Origin of the sequence: Syntrophomonas zehnderi OL-4 (assembly GCF_000983115.1) — a bacterium.
Lineage (GTDB): Bacteria > Bacillota > Syntrophomonadia > Syntrophomonadales > Syntrophomonadaceae > Syntrophomonas_B > Syntrophomonas_B zehnderi.
Genome location: NZ_CGIH01000018.1, coordinates 23,749 through 42,442, shown reverse-complemented (window position 1 = coordinate 42,442; position 18,694 = coordinate 23,749). Strand labels below are relative to the sequence as shown.

General features: G+C 48.6%; 23 protein-coding genes. All 23 read right to left on the bottom strand.

Going from position 1 to position 18,694, the window contains the following annotated elements; genetic code table 11:
- Positions 1–6: 6 nt before the first annotated feature.
- The 23 genes from AAV90_RS04945 to metK all read right to left on the bottom strand — a co-directional run bounded on the left by AAV90_RS04945 (position 7) and on the right by metK (position 18,682).
- On the bottom strand, positions 7–2,019 hold the full coding sequence (locus tag AAV90_RS04945; protein ID WP_046495106.1) for a siphovirus ReqiPepy6 Gp37-like family protein: 2,013 nt from the start codon (positions 2,017–2,019) through the stop codon (positions 7–9).
- 2 nt (positions 2,020–2,021) lie between these two features.
- Entirely contained in the window at positions 2,022–2,873 is an 852-nt protein-coding gene (locus tag AAV90_RS04940; RefSeq protein WP_046495108.1) for a phage tail family protein, read from the bottom strand.
- 14 nt (positions 2,874–2,887) lie between these two features.
- A complete protein-coding gene (locus AAV90_RS04935; protein ID WP_046495110.1) occupies positions 2,888–5,308 on the bottom strand; it encodes a phage tail protein in 2,421 nt (806 codons plus the stop codon).
- A 14-nt stretch (positions 5,309–5,322) separates the two neighbouring features.
- On the bottom strand, positions 5,323–5,463 hold the full coding sequence (locus tag AAV90_RS15105) for a hypothetical protein (protein WP_198142794.1): 141 nt from the start codon (positions 5,461–5,463) through the stop codon (positions 5,323–5,325).
- 47 nt (positions 5,464–5,510) lie between these two features.
- Positions 5,511–5,918, bottom strand: a complete 408-nt coding sequence (locus AAV90_RS04930; protein ID WP_046495112.1) for a hypothetical protein — start codon at positions 5,916–5,918, stop codon at positions 5,511–5,513.
- Between the two features lie 12 nt (positions 5,919–5,930).
- A complete protein-coding gene (locus AAV90_RS04925; protein WP_046495113.1) occupies positions 5,931–6,521 on the bottom strand; it encodes a major tail protein in 591 nt (196 codons plus the stop codon).
- A 3-nt stretch (positions 6,522–6,524) separates the two neighbouring features.
- On the bottom strand, positions 6,525–6,866 hold the full coding sequence (locus AAV90_RS04920; protein ID WP_046495115.1) for a hypothetical protein: 342 nt from the start codon (positions 6,864–6,866) through the stop codon (positions 6,525–6,527).
- Entirely contained in the window at positions 6,863–7,294 is a 432-nt protein-coding gene (locus tag AAV90_RS04915) for an HK97 gp10 family phage protein (RefSeq protein WP_046495117.1), read from the bottom strand. The genes AAV90_RS04920 and AAV90_RS04915 overlap by 4 nt, the downstream gene beginning before the upstream one ends.
- Positions 7,287–7,619, bottom strand: a complete 333-nt coding sequence (locus AAV90_RS04910) for a head-tail adaptor protein (RefSeq protein ID WP_046495119.1) — start codon at positions 7,617–7,619, stop codon at positions 7,287–7,289. The genes AAV90_RS04915 and AAV90_RS04910 overlap by 8 nt, the downstream gene beginning before the upstream one ends.
- Before the next feature lie 3 nt (positions 7,620–7,622).
- The gene (locus AAV90_RS04905) at positions 7,623–7,940 is read right to left on the bottom strand and encodes a head-tail connector protein (RefSeq protein WP_046495120.1); all 318 of its coding nucleotides are present in this window, start codon (positions 7,938–7,940) and stop codon (positions 7,623–7,625) included.
- A 19-nt stretch (positions 7,941–7,959) separates the two neighbouring features.
- On the bottom strand, positions 7,960–8,337 hold the full coding sequence (locus AAV90_RS15665; RefSeq protein WP_046495122.1) for a head fiber protein: 378 nt from the start codon (positions 8,335–8,337) through the stop codon (positions 7,960–7,962).
- A 12-nt stretch (positions 8,338–8,349) separates the two neighbouring features.
- Positions 8,350–9,549: a phage major capsid protein gene (locus AAV90_RS04895; RefSeq protein WP_046495124.1), complete on the bottom strand. Its 1,200-nt coding sequence runs from the start codon at positions 9,547–9,549 to the stop codon at positions 8,350–8,352.
- A 20-nt stretch (positions 9,550–9,569) separates the two neighbouring features.
- Complete coding sequence (locus tag AAV90_RS04890; RefSeq protein WP_046495125.1) at positions 9,570–10,289, bottom strand: head maturation protease, ClpP-related; 720 nt, start codon at positions 10,287–10,289, stop codon at positions 9,570–9,572.
- Positions 10,286–11,542, bottom strand: coding sequence for a phage portal protein (locus tag AAV90_RS04885; protein ID WP_046495127.1), 1,257 nt, complete (start codon positions 11,540–11,542; stop codon positions 10,286–10,288). Before AAV90_RS04885 ends, AAV90_RS04890 begins: the two co-directional genes overlap by 4 nt.
- Before the next feature lie 18 nt (positions 11,543–11,560).
- On the bottom strand, positions 11,561–13,162 hold the full coding sequence (locus AAV90_RS04880) for a terminase large subunit (protein WP_046495129.1): 1,602 nt from the start codon (positions 13,160–13,162) through the stop codon (positions 11,561–11,563).
- Positions 13,163–13,280: 118 nt separating this feature from the next.
- Positions 13,281–13,445, bottom strand: a complete 165-nt coding sequence (locus AAV90_RS14870) for a hypothetical protein (RefSeq protein ID WP_157609461.1) — start codon at positions 13,443–13,445, stop codon at positions 13,281–13,283.
- 29 nt (positions 13,446–13,474) lie between these two features.
- Positions 13,475–13,687 (bottom strand): hypothetical protein, encoded by a 213-nt coding sequence (locus AAV90_RS04875; protein ID WP_046495131.1) that lies wholly within the window; start codon positions 13,685–13,687, stop codon positions 13,475–13,477.
- Positions 13,688–13,840: 153 nt separating this feature from the next.
- A complete protein-coding gene (locus AAV90_RS04870) occupies positions 13,841–14,017 on the bottom strand; it encodes a DUF5049 domain-containing protein (RefSeq protein ID WP_046495134.1) in 177 nt (58 codons plus the stop codon).
- Positions 14,007–14,252: a DUF4314 domain-containing protein gene (locus tag AAV90_RS04865; RefSeq protein ID WP_046495136.1), complete on the bottom strand. Its 246-nt coding sequence runs from the start codon at positions 14,250–14,252 to the stop codon at positions 14,007–14,009. Before AAV90_RS04865 ends, AAV90_RS04870 begins: the two co-directional genes overlap by 11 nt.
- Positions 14,242–14,931: a hypothetical protein gene (locus AAV90_RS04860; RefSeq protein ID WP_046495138.1), complete on the bottom strand. Its 690-nt coding sequence runs from the start codon at positions 14,929–14,931 to the stop codon at positions 14,242–14,244. Before AAV90_RS04860 ends, AAV90_RS04865 begins: the two co-directional genes overlap by 11 nt.
- A gap of 68 nt (positions 14,932–14,999) precedes the next feature.
- Positions 15,000–16,229, bottom strand: a complete 1,230-nt coding sequence (locus tag AAV90_RS04855; protein WP_046495140.1) for a site-specific DNA-methyltransferase — start codon at positions 16,227–16,229, stop codon at positions 15,000–15,002.
- 1 nt (position 16,230) lies between these two features.
- Positions 16,231–17,529, bottom strand: coding sequence for a site-specific DNA-methyltransferase (locus AAV90_RS04850; protein WP_046495142.1), 1,299 nt, complete (start codon positions 17,527–17,529; stop codon positions 16,231–16,233).
- Positions 17,519–18,682 (bottom strand): methionine adenosyltransferase, encoded by a 1,164-nt coding sequence (gene metK / locus AAV90_RS04845; RefSeq protein ID WP_046495144.1) that lies wholly within the window; start codon positions 18,680–18,682, stop codon positions 17,519–17,521. Before metK ends, AAV90_RS04850 begins: the two co-directional genes overlap by 11 nt.
- Positions 18,683–18,694 lie beyond the last annotated feature (12 nt).

Below are 18,694 nucleotides of genomic sequence, written 5' to 3'. Positions count from 1 at the left end.
CTCCCGTTAAGCTCTCGCATAAGAGCAAGATATAAGGTAAAACCCCGTAGGCAGTGTGGAAGCGGCGGCGTTTGCCACCACACCGCTTGCGTTGATCGTAATCGGCATACTGGTACCGCTTCCACCGACCGTAGTCGCCACAGAACGTACAGTCGAGTAGGGGTAAAAGTTCGGGTTTGTTATTGTTAGAATCGTTTCACCGGAGGGAACTCCCGAAGCACCAACATTGATCTGCATACCGATCGAGACAACACCCTTATTCACAAATGACATATTAAAGCCCATGGTCACTCCGCTACCAAGAGAGTAAGTAAGCGAGGTGTCAGCTTCCTGAGCCATCTTTGCAGTAGTGACAGCACCATTAGCAATCCTCGTCCCCGATACCGGTGCGTTATAGACATTGTTAATACTGGCCGCAAAGGTACTTCCTCGAACCGCGGCGGCTATGTCTGTGAGTGCACCGAGTGGAAAGCTTAGCCAGTTCGCCTGACCGGACGGATTATTAAATACGAAAACGGAAATTACATAAAACGTCATGGTATTGCGGGATATAAAGAAACCCATCGCTCGCTGATAGCCGTTACCTGTGTTGTCCCCACTGTGCTTAATCAGAAAAACATGCCCATCATCACTGGGTTGGTCACTGAACTTGTTACCGCTCCAAGAGGTAAAGTAAAAGGCATCTCCCGGTACCATATTATGCAGGGCATATTGACCGACCGATATGGTGCCTGCGCCTACGATTATTTCAAGTTTAGGGATCTTTCCAAACAGGTTGTTAATGGTATCCGCAAAATCATCACCTTTGATTTGAGGGTTTACAACCATCAAGTCGCCCAAGGTTTCCTCTACAGTACTAAGTGTTCCTTCTACTTCACCTAAGGTTCCCTCCACATCACTCAGCGTTCCTTCCACGACTCCCAGGGCTTCCGTCACTTCGGATATGCCGGTTGGGGCTGATAGTGCTGTTTTAACCTCGCTCATGTCGGAGCGGATTTTCTGAGCTATTGTGAGCTCAGACTTACCGAACACTACACTAATGCTCTGACCGTCCGCATCATAGTTTTCTTCGATCTCAGTGATTCGCGTAGTCATGGAAACACCCCATTCTTTGGAGATGACTTTGACTGTCTGCCCAAGATCGAAGTCTATTTTGTATGTCAAATTGCCGTGAGGGTTGACCGATGTGTCGAACGAATATCGTATTGCCTGCTCATTTAGCTTGCTCTGACCTCTAAAAGTCAAAGTATCGATGTAATCTGTTCCGAAATCCTCAGCTCTTAGGTCTTTAGCATCGACGAAGATTTCACGGCGTGTCTCTCCGGAGCCGCTTGTGATGGCAACAAATGTACGGTCTGCGCCTTCACCTTCACCGCCAATGAGTGCGGTATTGGCATAATCCGCTGCACTCTCTGTGTATATCTGTTCAGTCAGATTTTCGTACTCCTTGGAGAACACCGCCTGTGAATTGCCCCCGTTATACAGAGTCACCGTAAAGATACCTGTAGCCGGAGTGAACACAGTCTTAATGCCAATATCTGAAGTGGTACAAAGTTCCGTCACCGCATCCATCAGATTTCGGTATGATATCTGGGTACTAACGGGTACACCTAAGTTTGGAGACGAGAAGGCTATTCCGTTAATCTTCCGTGCTGCATCGGTAGGGCTGATGAGATTATTATTTATAAGCTGCAGAACACAGGCAGAAAGATCACCGGATAACTTCTCAGTTTGCCATAAAATGCGGCGGGAGAGAAAGGATGTTGCAAAGCGACCACTCGCCGTGATAAATTCCTGCTCCGTCTGAGAAAGTTTTAAATGTTCAATAATACCGGCCTCTTCGTCATCGTTCTTCCAAATGATATTTCCTTCTTTTAAGAGTGCAGTGTTCTCCGGTGTTGCTATGGCCTTTAACTCAAATGAACCACACTGGGAGTAACGCCGAGTCCAACGCAGGTATTCGAAAGATTCAACAATACCCATAAGCTCCCGGTTTGAATTGTAAATATATAGCTGCATACTCACACCCCCAAAAATTGTGGTCGATAATAAATGCTTACTTCCAGCAGTTCCATATTGACTGAAGCATCGTAGCGCAAAGTGTTAATGCCTGCTGCAAGCTGGAAAAATACCGAGTCGGTGTCCAGTAAGGAAAAAGCATTCGTTACCACAGAGCCGTTAACGCTAACCACCCGTTTACCGGCAAAATGGGTATATACACGAAGTTCATCCCCGGCATTCATCGTTGTAAGAAGTCGGATGTATTCACCGGTATCAATGTTTAGTAGTTCCGGATTGGTCACCGTCCCCAGCGCTTGGAACACAATCTCACAGCCGCAGGAAACATCGCCGATGTTGTCTACCGTGATGATCTGACTGGGTTGGCGCATTCCAAACTCCATGCCGCTTTCCGGTATCTCCAGTTCAAATTCAAACAGCGGTATCCAAGAGGCCAGCTCCTCACGCACTTCATCCAGCGTCTCGAAAAAGGGAGACGGGCAAAGGAGGCTGACGAAAAAGTTGGGTATCCTCTGCCTGGTGGAAACGGTAAAACCCGCTTCTTCTACAACGCAGGCAATTTGCCTATTACGGTAGATGAGCGTTCCATTCAGTTTAGGGCTAAATATCTGAATGAAGCGTTGCCTCCAAGCATAGGCCTCGTCAGGTGTGTTTGCTAAGACCTTGCCCTCCAATATGATGTTGCGCATATCAAGTGTGGAGGATATATAAAAAGCACCGTCCTGATCCGGTGCCTTGAAGGTGTTAACGGTCTGACGTATGTTGCCTGTTCCATCTATCTTGGTTAGAAAATACGGGCGGCTTTGTTTGAGCGTGATGCTCCGGCCATCCGCGTTAATATAAGTAAGTTGCACTGTCAGACCCCCTTTTAATACTCAAGTGCCAGCTTGCGGGAGAGGTTTTTGAACTCCCGAGCCAGTTCTTTTTCGGATAGAGCTTTTGGCGTAACCACAGAGAGATTTTGAGTAATGTTTGTACTGGCGGCACTGCCTTGTCTCGACAAACCTCTGTAATTCAAATCAAAGTTTGTGGGTATCGCATTTTGCATATCTCTTGAAACTGCTGCCATTGCATCTTCAAAACCCACACCGATGCCTTCACCCATGTTTTGGCCAATTCCGGCAAACAGAGTTGAGGGAGAGTTGATGCCGAAAAAGTTCTTAATCTTTGATACCACATTACTAAAGAAACCCGATATCTTATTCCATAGCCATGCACCTGCGTCTGAAATACCATTCCACAAACCTTTAATAAGATTACCGCCCACTTGAGCCATTTGACCGATATAACCAGTAAAGGCTCTTATCAGACCAGAGATGATCTGCGGAACTGCCTTAACAACCTCCACGATTATCCTTGGCAGGTTTGCAATCAAGGCCACAAGCAGCTGAACACCGGCTAAAATGATTTTGTCGATGTTACCAATAATGGCATTCACCAGCGATGTTATGATCTTCGGAATCGCGGCTACAACAGTAGTAATAATCTGAGGAAGTGCCTGAATTAGCGATATCAAAAGCCGGATGCCTGCATCAATAATCAAGGGAATCGACCCAATGACTGCACTGATAATGCTGTCAATGATCTGCGGAATTGCTTCCACAACTGCCGTAATAATGGCAGGCAATGCTGTCACCAGTGAGGTCAGTAATTGAATACCCGCATCGATAATCTCTGGAATGGATTCAATAAGAAAATCCACCACGGCTTTGATGATGGCAGGCAGGGCAGAAACAAGCTGAGGTATTGCATCAACCAATCCCTGTGCTAATCCTATAATCAACTGCAAAGCCGCATCCAGCAGCATTGGCAGATTCTCAATCAACCCTTGGACAATCTTCGTGACAGCCGAAACCGCTGCGGGTATGAGCTGCGGTAAAGCTATGCCAATACCCTCCACAAGCGCTGTGACCAGTTCTATTGCGGCATTTATTAGTAATGGAAGATTATCAATCAATGCCCCGACAATCGTCATTAGAGCACTAACTGCCGCCGGTATAAGTTCAGGCAAGAGGTTCAAAATGGTTTCCAATACCTGTGTGAATATGCTTGTGACAGTTTCAAGTAACAAGGGAAGCAAGTCAGCTACTGCTTCTAAAATTGCGCCTGTTGCTGTTGGTAATGCCGCTACGATATTCTCTAAGACCGGTACGATATTAGTGACAACCGATTGGAAAGCATCTACAAGATTCTCCGTGAGGTTTGTCATGTCAGCATTAGCATTGCCAAGTCCGGCTGTGAAAGAGCCAAGCGCTGCTTGTAGCAATCCAATGGAACCGGTAATTGTCTGAGTTGACTCCCTCGCAAAGTTTCCGGCATATTGCTCAGTGTTCTCAAAAAACATTTGCATTGCGACTTCGGCTTTTTCAGCTTGTGTAGCGGTGTTCCAAGTGAAATCCAACCCCTTTGCAAGGGCATAAGCTTGAATGTTTGTCGCGTTCATGGCAACACCGAGGTTATCCATCATGGTGAAGTTGCCTTTTGCCGCACCCGTGACTGCTTCCATAGCAGTGGACATATCTATACCCATAACGGATGCCATATCAGCAGCACGTTGCATGGCTTTTTCTGTTAGCTCGAGGCTTTTTCGCTGTTCGATGCCGGAGCCTTGGAACAGTGCCCCCATTTTATTGGCAGTCGCAAGATACTCGCTTTGAGATACACCAAGGTTTTTATAGGCTTCTTCACCGGTTTTTTGAATCGATGCCGCGTAAGCACCGAACACAGCCTCAGAGCCACCAAGGTTCTGTTCAAGCTCACCAAATTGCTGTACAACCTCTTTGCCCAATTTGATAGCGGCAACCCCGGCAGCAACGGCAACAGCACCCATCGCAACACCAATGCCTTTAAGCACACCGCCAAGTTTCTCAAACCTACCACCGGCATCTTCTGCACTTTTGCCGGAATCGTCTAATTCATCACCGAGTTTATCAGCTTCGATTGTGGACTGTTCAAGTTCCCGCTCCATCTCGTTGAGTTCAGCTTGAGCCTTGTTTAACTGAATCTGCCAATTCTGAGTACGGCGGTCATTTTCACCAAATGAGGAGGAGGCATTGTCAAGAGCAGCCTTAAGGGTAGAAATTTTATCCTTCTGAGCGTCAATTTCTTTATTTAGAACCGCATTCCGAGCAGTGACCGACTGTATGGATTTATCGTTCTTATCGAACTGACTGGTCACAAGGGTCATTTCACTGCCCAGTACTTTAAAGGACTGATTGATATCTCGCAGGGCGTTCTTGAACTCGCGCTCGCCCTCAATGCCTATTTTTAGGCCAAAATTGTCTGCCATGCCTTCACCTCCTCCTAAATACCTGGCGGGATAATATCGTCGATGGTCCGGATTTTCTTCGGCTTTTCAATGCCGTGCCATTGCTTGTGGCAAGCCCATAAATCAAAAAACAGTCCGATAGGCATAAGCCAGAATTCCTCTGCGTCCATGCCCATCTGAACTGTTCCATAATAAAGAAGCCGGGTAAAGACTTCTGCGTCCGTTACCCGACTTCCGCGTTTTTTGGGGTTTCTTCCTCGCTCTCCACATCGCGCTTTGTGCCTTTAAACATCGCCTCAGTAATAGCGTTTTTATATGCCGCCAAGTCAAGCGGTGAAGTGAGAAGTTCAACTTCTTCCTCGGTGAGAAGTTCCTCCGGTGCGTTCTTATTCTTAAGGTTTCGAATCAAAATTGACTGATTTGCAAGCAGCGTGATTAACCAAACAATCTCATCCAGAGCCATCTCGAAGTTCTCGGATTTCATCAGTTTTTCCCCGAGGTTTTCAAGGCCACCGTAACGACCGGCAATCGCTTTTGTCGCACGTGTGGTCAGAACCAGTTCATACTCCTTGCCGCCGATATTGATTGCGGCGCTTCTTTCGGCGGCATTTGCAAAAATGACGTTATCCATAGCTCAGTCCTCCTAAGGTTCCGGTGTGTAGACCGGCTCATAAACTTCCGTGAACCAACCGGTTATAGTGGCGGAAGATACACCCGGATCGCCTTCGGTGACCTCCGCTTTCCATGGGTGCTTTCCCATACCGTCCAGTTTGTTCCTGCGCATGACTGTTCCTTCGATAGTCGGCGTAGAGAAGGTGATGGAATCCGCCTTTGTCTGCAGGTTAGTTGCAGGCAGACCGAACTTCACGCGATAGAGCCAGAAATACCGGTATGTGCCATTGGCCTTTTGAGCTCTGAAGCCGACTGCAACGGGTGAGCCTACATTCTCGCTGGCGGAGATCAGCACACCGTTGTCATCGGTAGATGCTCCGGTGAGATCCGCTGCGACAGTCGGGCCGATGTCATCTACACCGAGGGTAAGAGTCCCGCTGTTAAAGTCTTTCACAACTTCTGCGGCACCGTCATCCGCATATAATATTGCCTCCACCAATTCCACCGAAAGCTCGGCAGAAATAGCCTTGGCGAGTACGGCAGGCGTTCCGTATGTTTCTTCTCCGTTGGAATCTTCGGTTATTTTTGAATAGTATAGCCTGTCAAGACCGATAGTTGCCATGTGTTATTCCTCCAATCCATAATTTTTCGCCACATCGATGACGTAGTGGTGATAGCCGGTATCGTCCTCATGTCCGATATACCGTCGTTCGGTTATAGTGAAATCTGCGTTCACCAGAGCCGTGGTGATCTGTCTTTTCCGCTGCTGGTAATTTCCTTTTGAAAAAATCGATATCCGCACTTCCTGTACGTCAAAGCCGGGGCGGTTATCTGCATAGACTTCAAATATGTCCGTGAGAGGGATAAAAACCAGATACTCGTCAGGGGGCACACCGCTGAACACACCGGTCTCAATAGGAATATGAAGCGGTTCCAGAACGTCGTTCAAATCCGAAAGTATGCTCATATCTTATTTACCTCCTCGTCCAGCTTTGCCTTCATTGCTTCGATACAGGGTTGCCTGCCGGTGCTTTTTGCTGGCTTTAAGAACGGTTTCGCCGGTTGACCCGATCTCCCGTACTCGATGATATTGGCTATTTTAGCATTGCTGTCTCCATCACGGCGCGGTTCGGAAAAGCCTATCTTAATGTTGTGGTTGCCATCTCTGTCCTGCAGGACGGGTGAAAGTCCCAATGATGCTGCAAGCTGGCCGGTGGAACGCGACGGATACTTAGTGTCACGTCCGACCGCTGAATCCAGATTGGATTTTATTTTGTCAAGTACGATCTCACCGCCAGCCTTAAGTACACGTGGGATTATTTCATCGGTTTTTTCATTCAACCGTGAAACCCTCAGGAGAAAGTCCTCCGGCATCTTTATGGTTACTTTAGCCACTGGGCTTTACCTCCTTTGCGAGTACTTCAATGTACATTCCTCGGCCTTTGACATCTTCTACCGAGGTAATCTCAAACCGACCGTCTTCACATACAATCAGCATTGCAGTCGTAACGGTGACACCAGGAATACAGCGGAAACGGAAAAGGTCAGTGGCTTCGGAAAATGCGGCTCTGTTCGCCCATATTTCAGTGCCGTGCCGACCTTCGCGATATGCTTTGACAGAAGCAACAATATTGTCAATCTCAGTGCTGAATCCTTCTGAATCCTTTACAGTTACTTTCTCAATAATATCTATAAAGGCGTTCATCTTTCCAAAGCTCATAATCTACACCTTCCAATTCCGGTCGAGTCGGAGCAGCAGGTTCACCGTGTTCCAAACCTGTTGGCCTGCCTGCACGCTATCTGCAAAGAAGCCAGCTGTCGAGCCATCTCTGCTCTCGTAGAAATGGCTCGACAGCATGATCACTGCCTGTTCCGTGGTGGGCGGCATAATATTTTCAGTGTAGTAGCCCTCAGCAACATGCTGGTAACTTTCCGCATAAGAGATGGCAGCCTTGATGTAATGCAGCAGAAGTCCATCGTCAGCATCATGTGCCAGAATCAAGTTTTCTTTTACTTTTGGGAGAAGATTATCTGTTGTCATGCCGTCCGCCTCCTCTCGATCATTCTTCGTCTGCCGTCATAAGACCCGCAGCTTTCAGTTTTGCAAGCAGAGCATTGAAATCCGTGACAAGTGCGGCTGTGTCCTCAGCTGTACTGTCTGCTTGATTTGCAGCCATTTTCACCAATCCGGCGGCCGATTCCGTAGCAGTGGCAGGATATGCCGGGGCATACAGCTTACCATTTTCACCGATTTTTACTTCGACGGTATCACCCTCACCGGCGGGGGCTGCTTTTACTCCGCCGAGAGCCGTTTCAGAAGCGGGCGCGGCGGTGGAGGTAAGCCCCGTTACCGAGGCTCCCTCCTTAATTTCAAGCGTTCCGCCGATAACGGTTTTTTCACCGCCCTGTTCGGTGTAGTTCTTTGTGTTGTAACTCATGTCGCACCTCCATTACGCTTTCTGCTGAAGAACTTTGATAGCCTCCGGCAGAATCAGTTTGCCGTCTACACGCTGGGTAGCCATAAAACCTACCTGACCTGTGGTAGCGAACAGCTCGTTCAAGCGCTTGAAGGAGCGTCCCTGTCTATCAGCAATCCAATAGTAGCCGAAATCTCCAAATGCAATGGTCTTAGCGCCCGCTTCAATTGCCGGTACATATGACGAGGTGTAGACGGGGCGGTTCAGGATGGTGTCGGGGGTGCCTGCGGTCAACGAAGGCTGCCACAGGTATTGACCCTGACCGTCCTTTAGTTTGCGAATTGCCTTAACCGTGGAGTCGTTCATCACGAATACAGCCTTCTTACGGTAAGGAGATTTCAAGGAATAGAAGAGGTCGAGAACCTCATCCACAGTAATTGCGGTTGCACTTGCTGCCGTAACTCCAAGCTGTGCGCCTCCCACCGCAGCGAAAATACCCGTGGGTTTACCCGAGCCGTCGCCCACAAAGAAGGCTTCCTCTTCCTTAGATCCGATACGGCGGGCAAATTCGGTGCTGATATAGCTCTGCAGGTCGAAGACCGAGTCGTTGAGCAGCTCATCGGACACCTTGATGAAGGTACCGAGTTTGTATGCTCCGATAGATGTCTGACCGAAAACCTCATCGCTTTCGGGATAGAGTTCTTCTTCGTCGAGCCAAGAAGCGGAACCGTGTGTGGTCACCACCGGTATTTTGCGGTCACCGCTGGATGTCTGAATGATCTTCGCCAGCTTACGGAAGATATTTTCTTCTTCCAAAGCTTGTACGAGTGTGCGTTCAAATTCATCCGGTACAAGATAACCGCCTTCACTGTCGCTTCCTATCTGCAGAGCGTTCACTACGTCGTAATGCGGATTTTTAGAACGCATTACATTCCAGAATGCCTTCTTATACTCATCTGAGGCTCTGCCTGTTTTTGCGTCTGCACCGGGTACAGCAGGTTTGGTTGTGAGAGGTGTGTTGAGCGGCTTTGAAAGCTCGCGGTCAATGGCTTCTTGTTTTTCGAGCCGTTCAATTTCCTTGCCGAGTGCCACAACATCGGCTTCCATTTTGTCGTAGGTAGCGGTATCCTCGGCCGATACCATACCGTCCGCGCCCCGCTTGGCATCAAGAAAAGCCTTAGCGGCTTCCCACGCTTTTGCGCGCTTTTCGCGCAGTTCAAGAATTTTACTCATGTGTTATTCCTCCTCAAAATTTAGTGTTGAAGTAAAGAAAGCCGCTTCTCAAGCCATTCCGCAGGAGTGGCTTTGGAGGCGGTCGGGGTGTTTGTTTTCTGTCTCGGCAATTTGGGTTTAACTTTGTCCAGCAAGGAGTTTGTAACAGCCCGGCGGCTGAAAGCATATGTGACATTTTCTGCTTGCACCCGCTTTTTCTCATCCTCCAGAATACCGTCTGCAAAGCCGAGTTCTATTGCTTTGTTGGCATTTAGCCATGTTTCGGCATCCATGAGGTGGGAGAGCTTAGCGCGGGACTGCCCGGTCTTGATTTCATAGGCATTGATGATGCTTTCCTTGACTTCCGAGAGCATGGCAATAGCTTTCTGCATTTCCTCGCTGTCGCCGATAGCAATTGTCAGCGGGTTATGCACCATCATGAGAGCGGTAGGAGCCATCAACACCTCAGTTCCCGCCATCGCCACGACACTCGCCGCTGATGCGGCAATGCCGTCGATCTTGACTGTGACCTTGCCTTTATAGTCCATGAGCATTGCATAAATCTGACTTGCAGCGACACAGTCACCTCCGGGAGAGTTGAGCCAAATAACAATATCACCCTCACCGGCATCCAAATCAGCTTTGAAAGCCTTAGGGGTGATATCATCATCAAACCAGGACTCTTCTGCAATCACGCCGTCGAGGTATAGCGTTCGGGTGCCTGACTCTTCATCCCGCACCCAGTTCCAAAATTTCTTCATTCGGTTTCCTCCAATCTTGTAGAATTTGCGAACGCGCCAGCGTCCTGTAATTTTGTCATCGCGCCGTTGATGAGGTAAAGATCGCCCCCAAGTTCCGCCGGAATGCGGTTTAGGTTTTCAAGCTCACGGATATCGTTTGCGCTCATCCATCCGTTCTGCCTTGCAGTTGCGTATCCATTCATGCGGGACACATAGTCGCCTCGAAGCAAGCCGTCCACATTAAACTTAATGAAAACAGTCGGCTTTTCGCTTTCCGTAAGCAATGCACGGCACATGGATTGCTCCCAGCGCACTACCCACGGGTCGAGCGTGTACTTTACAAACTCAAGCGACTGCTGCTCGATGTTGCTGAAGGAGGATTTCTCCAAATCGGCAAGCATGTGGGGCGGTACTCTGAAAATACGGGCGATTTCGTTTATCTGAAATTTCCGCGTTTCCAAAAACTGCGCCTGCTCGGGGGAGATGCCTATAGGCTGATACTTCATGCCTTCCTCGAGAACGGCCACACGGTGCGCATTTTGCGAGCCTTGGTAGGCGGCATTCCAGCTATCCTTGACCTTTTGCGGGTCCTTTATGGTGCCGGGGTGTTCAAGCACACCGCCCGGTGCGGCTCCGTTTGCGAAAAACTTCGCGCCGTATTCTTCGGTCGCGATGGCAAGTCCCACTGCATTTTTCGCCATAGCTATCGGTGAGTAGCCAATAAGTCCGTCAAAGCCCAGTCCCGGAATATGCAGAACTTCGGACGGCGTGAGATAGACCTGGCTGTCATCGCCAAGAGTAGGAGTATCTTCACTTGTGCGGGTGTAAAGGTAAAACAAGCGACCTTTGCTGTCGCGGTCGACTGTCATTTTGTTCGGCATAAGGGGATAGAGGGCGAGAACCTCACCACGGGCATTTCGGATAATCTGTGCGTAAGCATTGCCCCATAACAAAAGATGACTCATCAGCGTTTCCCGGAACGCAAATGAAGTCATCTCAGGGTTCGGCTCATCATGGAGCAGTTTATATAAAGGGTGCTTCAAATATTTCTCTTTGCCGCCCGAATCATTATATCTGTACACATGAAGCGGCAGCCCCGCCAATGTTTCAGACAGTATCCTCACGCAAGAATAGACGGCTGTCATCTGCATTGCTGTATGCTCGTTAACCGGCTTTCCAGCACTTGTGTTTCCGAAAAAGAAGCTGTAGCGGCTGCCGCCAAGTGCGTTTTTAGGTTTGTCACGTGCCCTGAATATTCCTTGTAAGATTCCCATAGTCATCACTCTCCTTTGCTAAAAAATAAGCAGACCGCGTTTATCATAAACACTCTCGCCATTGTCGTTTCCGCAACGAATCGCACGGTCGAGTGCCATAATCGTTGCCACAGCGCCATCGATTTTTTCAGTCGACTTTTCTTTATCTGCCTTAATATTGCCCGCTGGGTCGGTGCGGATGAAGATATTGTCCATCATCCACCGAAGAACAGGATGTCCGCCATGAGCAATCTTCTGTTCCAGCGTCAGTTTCATCAATTCTTTTGTGGGCGGAGACATATCCTTAAAGCCCTGACCGAAGGGCACAACTGTAAAACCAAGGCCCTCGAGATTCTGCACCATCTGCACAGCACCCCAGCGGTCAAAGGCAATTTCACGGATGTTATATTTTGTACCGAGTTCCTCGATAAAGGCTTCGATGAATCCATAATGCACAACATTGCCTTCAGTAGTTTTGAGGAAACCCTGCTTCTGCCATAAATCATAATTTACATGATCACGTCGAACACGTAAATCAATGTTGTCCTCCGGCATCCAGAAAAACGGCAAAACAGTGTATTTATCATCCTCATCCACCGGTGGAAAGACCAGCACGAAGGCTGTGATATCAGTGGAAGAGGAGAGGTCAAGCCCACCATAGCAGACGCGGCCTTCGAGCGATTCGGGATCTACCTTAAACGCACACTTATCCCATTTATCCATTGGCATCCAGCGTACAGACTGTTTTACCCACTGGTTCAGCCGGAGTTGCCGGAAGCTGTTCTCCTCGGCCGGATTTTGCTTTGCACTCTCACAAGCCGCCTTTACCTTGTCGATCCCTATTGTGATACCAAGGGAAGGGTTTGCTTTTTTCCATACCTTTGGATCCGTCCAGTCATCCGTTTCCGCAGCCCCAAAGATGACAGGATAAAATGTTGGATCCGTCTTGCGTCCCGAAAGTATATCCAGTGCTTTTTGATGCACTTCATAACAGATGGAGTTCGTGTTGTCTCCGGCAGTGGTAATCAAAAAATATAGTGGCTGCATTCGGGCATCTCCGCTGCCTTTGGTCATAACGTCAAAGAGCTTTCTATTAGGCTGCGTATGCAATTCATCGAAAATAACACCGTGGGTATTGAATCCATGCTTATTCGCCACGTCCGCGGAGAGCACCTGATAAGTACTCTCCGTGGGCATATATACAAGGGTCTTGGTCGATTCAGTAATCTTAACCCGCTTTGTTAATGCTGGTGATTTGCGCACCATTGCCACAGCAACCTCAAACACGATCTTTGCTTGGTTCTTATCCGAAGCACAGCTATATACCTTAGCGCGCTGTTCGCCATCGCCACAAGTCAATAAAAGCGCAACTGCTGCAGCAAGCTCTGACTTTCCATTCTTTTTTGGTATTTCGATATATGCTGTATTAAACTGACGGTATCCGTTTGGCTTTAGAACACCAAATACATCTCGAATGATCTGTTCCTGCCAATCTATAAGTTCAAAAGGCCGACCGTCCCATATGCCGCTGGTATGACGCAAAGCTTGAATGAAAGCGACAGCATAGTCGGCGGCTTCCTTGCAGTATACGGAATCCTTCGCCATAAAACGAGTTGGTGTGTATTTCTTGAGTTTTCGTATATCAGCCGCCTCCTTTCAAAATGGCATAAAAAATGACCTGCCACAGGCAAGCCTTCTAAAACTGTCTGTACGAGAGACAGCCCCTTTCGGGGTGTTCTCGGCTGTTTTCGATTTTAGGTTAGGGTTTTTCCGTTAGTTCGCCGTCCACTAGAATGTAGCGGTGTTCGCAACCCTGCGCGTCCTTGGCGATAATCCGCAACTCTCCGTTTTCAAAAGCGTTGTAAGCCTTCACGAAAGTGTATCCGTCGCCAAGCTGCTCGCTGATGAGTTTTCGGTAGTCCATGTTTTTTCTCCTTTCTTTTGAGGTTCGGCTTAGTCGAGGTTCACAAGACCGTTTTTGTGCCGCCAGACCTCGGCGGGATTCTCATCGACCGGCTCGCACATGGTTGCGCTTACGAGCCACTTGGTGCCGTCGTTCCAAAGCGGGCGGAGTATCGGGTCGCCCGTGACTCCATGGAAGCCGACGATCTTGGCGAGGATGCCGAGGTTGCGAACCGTCTGGTTCAGGTGAAGTTGGTTTGTCATGTTATTGCCCTCCGTTTAGTGTGTTTCCCCTTTCGGTAGTGACATATTAACTCTAAAAACACACTATATCCAGTCAATTATGCGATAAATACGGTCATAAACTACACGAATTTTTAGGCTGTTATTGCTGTAGAAACTGTGTAGTTTACAGCGTTATTCCTCACCCGTGAGGATAAAGCGGACGTATTTGTCCTTGTTTTCCTCAAGAAAAGTAACCAGTTCAAGGAAGTCCATTTCGTGGGCAATGTGCTGAACGGTGCGGGTATCGAACATATTGGTTAGTCCGGTATCTCGGACGGCGAGAATTTGTTCTTTAACTTTACTGTCCATCGCGTGTTTCCTCCAGCTTCCTGCAGAAATCCTCGCCATATACGACATGAAGCGAGCTGCCGTTATCCCACGAAACCATTATGGAGCCAATGTCATCCACGCCAGTGACAGTACCTTTAGTGCCAATAGGAGGAGCTTGTATGTCATCCATTTTTAACAGTTCCACACGGCACCCGACGGGATATTGAGCCCGGATACGTTCGACGGTTTCTCTTGAAGGAAATCTATTTCTCATCACATGCACTACCTTTCGGAGATTTGAATGCGCTGCTGCCGGAGAGGTTTTTCAGTAGGATTTTTCTGCTAACCTTGTATTCGTCACCAATAAAGCCGAGAGAGAGGAGCCAGCACCGCATTGCGTATTTGGGATTATCAACCTCACGCTTCTTGGTACTGACTCGCTGCTTTTCCTTTGCCGTTTCACAGAGCTTTGAAATGAGTGTGGTATAAGCGTGAACCGAATCGCTGTCTAAGCATCCTTTGAACCACGGGAATCGAAGTGTGTTTTCTGTCTGCTGAATGGGCAAATCTTCAGCACCTAATGCTGCCTTGAGAAGCGATTCCTTTGCAGCGACCAGTTTAACAAGGTTATCAAGTTTTTCAGGAGTGAAGTCTGTCAGCGGCATCTCAATAACAAGCTCGTCAACATCATTAGTGTCACTGCTGACCTTTTCTGCTTCAAAGCCCAATTCATGCAGTCGCTCGATGAGCTTTTCGATTTCCTCGCTGTCAGCACGACTATCAAAGGCAACGGTACCGATTTTATCAACAGTGAAATAACCAATCTCGTAAGCGAAACTCGGTGCACCCAAGTATTTAGGCTCAGCTTCCAAAATGTCGCCCATTGCCCGAACGAGACGCTTGCGCTCGTCGCCGGTAACGTTATACCGGACTTCAAATGTGTTATGTTCCATTGCATTTACCACCTTTCTGCGTTCTACGCAGGTCATATAGAGCCATAAAGTCTGTAGAATAGCAAGCGTTATTCCACAGACTTTTTGACATCTCTATATGCAGTTTTTTGTGTATCACGCATTAGGTAAACGTCGGTATCCGAGCCTTTTTGCTCTATGTACCGTTTTACGATAACATCGGCATAACGCTCATCCAACTCGATCGTATAGCAAATGCGCTCCGTCTGTTCACATGCAATGAGAGTACTGCCACTACCGCCGAAGGGGTCAAGCACGATATTGTTTGTTAGTGAACTGTTCATAATCGGATATGCGCACAACGCTACCGGTTTCATAGTAGGATGATATTTACTCTTGCTGGGCCGGTCAAAATTCCATGTCGTGCGCTGTTTACGGTCGGCGTACCAGTTGTGACCGGCTGTTGGCTTCCAGCCCACGAGAACAGGCTCATGGTTGTATTGATAATCGCAGCGCCCCAAGACTGGTGTATTCTTTATCCATATACAAGTCTGATGACAGAAGAAGCCTGCTTCGGTAAATGCTGTTCTGAAATTGACGGTCTCACGATCGGCATGGAAAACATAAATGCCGCCACCGTCTACCAACGCATCATACATACACCGATATGCCGAGAGCAGGAATGCGCGGAACTTGGTACTTTCCATATTGTCATTTTTAAGTTTTCCCGCAGTGCCTTTATAGTCCACGTTGTATGGCGGATCTGTAATCACGAGATTTGCTTGCTGGCCGTCCAGCAGCTTTTTATATGTTTCCGCTTTTGTAGCATCGCCGCAGATTAGGCGATGCCGTCCAAGCAGCCAGATATCTCCCTGCTTAGAAATGGGCGTTTCAGGTAATGGCTCGTCAAAATCGTCCTCTTTGATTCCTCCGACTATACTATCCCTGAACAACGCATCCATCTCGGCGGCATCGAAACCCGTGAGGGATACATCAAAGCCACTTGCGCCAATGTCCTTTAAGAGATCGGTTAAAAGCGGGATGTCGAACTCGCCTGATATCTTGTTGAGCGCCACATTTAAGGCTTTTTCCTTTTGCTCGTCGATATCCAGTACCACGCAGTCTACATCAGTATATCCGAGTGCCACCAGCATCTTGTACCGCTGATGTCCGCCGACAATGTTGCCCGTGCGCTTGTTCCAGATGATGGGCTCAACATAACCGAATTCCTCGATGGAGCGGCGCAGCTTTTCATATTCAGGATCGCCGGGCTTGAGGTCTTTACGCGGATTGTATGCTGCAGGATTCAGCTTTTCTATTGATAATTTTTGAATGTCCATATCATGCCTCCAGTTTTACGGCAGCCTCGCCGGTGAATGTTTCCCAGCGTTTTACGATGAGATCGCAATAGAGCGGAGAAATCTCCATCGCGTAACACCTGCGTTCGGTCTGTTCACAGGCGATGAGCGTCGTTCCACAACCCGCGAAAGGCTCCAGTACAACACCGCCGCGGTCAGAATGCATTTTAATACATCGCCACGGCAGCTCGACAGGAAACATTGCTGGGTGATCTTTGTTGGCTCGCACGGTAGATATTTCCCAAATACCGGCATAGCCCCATTTTTTACGCTCATCCTTGGTGAGCCGCTTCACAAACTTATAGGAATGACCGGCGAATGCCGAAACCCAAGCAAACTCTTGGTCGTTATATTCTTCAGTTTCCTGCGCAGCCAGCGCTGTGATATATTCGTACTGCTGCACCGGTTTATTCGTCACAAGGTGATAGGGCGAATTTCCGAAATTCATGCCCTGCTTTTTCCATATGCGAATCCAGATAGGACGAAAGCCGTTGTCACTAAATAGCCCAATGCTATACATTTCGGTCGGCTCGATAAACTGGGTGCCCGTAGCGTACAGGTCTCCAATGTTCCAACAGACGATATCTGCGTTTTTACAGATGTTCTTTATAGCGGGTCGCATAGTTTCAAACCACGGTTCAATCCCGGCCTTTTCATATTCTTTTCCGACGCCGTATGGAGGAGAGGTAACCGCGCACTGGGCGTGAGCGCCGTCCATCAAGCGGTCGAAATCCACCTCGCTGGTGCTGTCACCGCATAAAAGTCGATGTTGTCCAAGCAGCCAGATATCTCCTGGATGTGTCCGAGTTTCGCCGGCGCTTTCAATGGTTTCCTTTTCTTTGTCTACGTCGAAGTCATCCTGTATGGCATCCTTCGAGTAAAACTTATTTAAGAGCGCATCCACCTCGTCGGCATCGAAGCCTGTGAGGGATACATCAAAGGTAGATGCGTCAAACTCTGCCATGAGCGATGCCAGCTTTGCTTCGTCCCAATCGCCCTGTATTTTATTAAGTGCAAGGTTAAGTGCCTTTTCGCGTTTGTCATCAAGCTCCACTACCACGCAGTCGATTTCCGTCTGCCCAAGGTCGAGTAGCACTTTCAACCGCTGGTGACCTCCGACCACATTTCCGGTTGTCTTATTCCAGATGATCGGTTCTACATATCCGAACTCCGCGATAGAGCGCTTGAGTTTTTCGTATTCCTTGTCACCTGGCTTCAGGTCTTTTCGCGGGTTATATGCGGCTGGATTGAGCTTTGCCGCGGGAATCTTTTCAATCAGCATACTTCTCTGCCGCCTTTCTTAGCTCCTTATGGCAATCTACATTTTCCCACGGAAAGAGGCAGGAATTGAAATGACCATATGCCGCCGTGCTTTCATAAATCGCGGTTCGCAAACGCAGCTTTTCGATGATGGCGGCGGGGCGCAGATTAAAGACCTCCTGCACAATCATGGTGAGCTGCTCGTCTGTCAGCTTGCTTGTTCCAAATGAAGTGACCGCCACTGCTACGGGACTTGCTTTGCCGATTGCATAAGAAAGAGCGACCTCGCATCTTTCAGCCAAGTCGCTCCATACAATGTTCTTCGCGATGTACCTTGCCATATATGCGCCGCTGCGGTCAACCTTCGTTGGATCTTTGCCGCTAAGCGCTCCGCCGCCATGAGATGCAAGCCCTCCGTAAGTATCCACCATGATTTTTCTGCCTGTCAGCCCTGTATCAGCAGTAGGGCCTCCATCGACGAATCGTCCGCTGGGGTTAATGAGTATTTCGGTATCATCGTCAATGGGGAAATCCTCAAAGCACTGCCACAAGGCATTATTCATAATATCCGTGCGCAGCTGCTCCTGTGTTTTATTCTCATCATGCTGGACAGAGATCACCACGGTTTTCACACGTTTTGGCTTGCCGTCTTCATATTCGACCGTGACCTGACACTTGCCGTCCGGTAGGATGCCCTTGATGAGCTTTCCTTCGCGGCATTCATCAATGCGCTTGGCAATACGATGCGAAAGCACCAACGGTAAAGGCAAATACTCACGCGTTTCCTTTGTCGCGTATCCGTATACTGTACCTTGATCACCCGCGCCGACAGAACCATAAGGGTCTCGCACGCCGTTTCGTGCTTCAATTGCCGTATCGACGCCGGCTGCGATATCAGCGCTCTGTCGATGAACGAATACGAACACAGCAAATTTCCAAGGATTATATCCTACTTCGCGCAGGACATTCCGCACGATAAAACGAATATCCACTTTTTTGCTACAGGTGATTTCGCCCGCCACGATGATTTTGCCCTTAGTCGCCATAACCTCGCATGCCACGCGAGAAGCTCTGTCCCTTCTGAGACACGCATCCAAGATATGGTCAGCAATCAGATCGCAGAGCTTATCCGGATGACCTTTACATACACTTTCTGCTGTTTTGTAAGTTGTCATTTCACATTCCTC

Bases quoted from the DNA above. Each gene is read 5' to 3' on its own strand.
- AAV90_RS04870 (WP_046495134.1), bottom strand. From the start codon at position 14,017: ATGGACAGTAAAGTTAAAGAACAAATTCTCGCCGTCCGAGATACCGGA.
- AAV90_RS04895 (WP_046495124.1), bottom strand. From the start codon at position 9,549: ATGAGTAAAATTCTTGAACTGCGCGAAAAGCGCGCAAAAGCGTGGGAA.
- AAV90_RS15665 (WP_046495122.1), bottom strand. From the start codon at position 8,337: ATGAGTTACAACACAAAGAACTACACCGAACAGGGCGGTGAAAAAACC.
- AAV90_RS04910 (WP_046495119.1), bottom strand. From the start codon at position 7,619: ATGAGCTTTGGAAAGATGAACGCCTTTATAGATATTATTGAGAAAGTA.
- AAV90_RS04855 (WP_046495140.1), bottom strand. From the start codon at position 16,229: ATGGACATTCAAAAATTATCAATAGAAAAGCTGAATCCTGCAGCATAC.
- AAV90_RS04920 (WP_046495115.1), bottom strand. From the start codon at position 6,866: ATGAGCATACTTTCGGATTTGAACGACGTTCTGGAACCGCTTCATATT.
- AAV90_RS04905 (WP_046495120.1), bottom strand. From the start codon at position 7,940: ATGACAACAGATAATCTTCTCCCAAAAGTAAAAGAAAACTTGATTCTG.
- AAV90_RS04890 (WP_046495125.1), bottom strand. From the start codon at position 10,289: ATGAAGAAATTTTGGAACTGGGTGCGGGATGAAGAGTCAGGCACCCGA.
- AAV90_RS04865 (WP_046495136.1), bottom strand. From the start codon at position 14,252: ATGAGAAATAGATTTCCTTCAAGAGAAACCGTCGAACGTATCCGGGCT.
- AAV90_RS04930 (WP_046495112.1), bottom strand. From the start codon at position 5,918: ATGGATAACGTCATTTTTGCAAATGCCGCCGAAAGAAGCGCCGCAATC.
- AAV90_RS04885 (WP_046495127.1), bottom strand. From the start codon at position 11,542: ATGGGAATCTTACAAGGAATATTCAGGGCACGTGACAAACCTAAAAAC.
- AAV90_RS15105 (WP_198142794.1), bottom strand. From the start codon at position 5,463: ATGGGCATGGACGCAGAGGAATTCTGGCTTATGCCTATCGGACTGTTT.
- AAV90_RS04850 (WP_046495142.1), bottom strand. From the start codon at position 17,529: ATGCTGATTGAAAAGATTCCCGCGGCAAAGCTCAATCCAGCCGCATAT.
- AAV90_RS04860 (WP_046495138.1), bottom strand. From the start codon at position 14,931: ATGGAACATAACACATTTGAAGTCCGGTATAACGTTACCGGCGACGAG.
- AAV90_RS14870 (WP_157609461.1), bottom strand. From the start codon at position 13,445: ATGGACTACCGAAAACTCATCAGCGAGCAGCTTGGCGACGGATACACT.
- AAV90_RS04945 (WP_046495106.1), bottom strand. From the start codon at position 2,019: ATGCAGCTATATATTTACAATTCAAACCGGGAGCTTATGGGTATTGTT.
- metK (WP_046495144.1), bottom strand. From the start codon at position 18,682: ATGACAACTTACAAAACAGCAGAAAGTGTATGTAAAGGTCATCCGGAT.
- AAV90_RS04875 (WP_046495131.1), bottom strand. From the start codon at position 13,687: ATGACAAACCAACTTCACCTGAACCAGACGGTTCGCAACCTCGGCATC.
- AAV90_RS04935 (WP_046495110.1), bottom strand. From the start codon at position 5,308: ATGGCAGACAATTTTGGCCTAAAAATAGGCATTGAGGGCGAGCGCGAG.
- AAV90_RS04925 (WP_046495113.1), bottom strand. From the start codon at position 6,521: ATGGCAACTATCGGTCTTGACAGGCTATACTATTCAAAAATAACCGAA.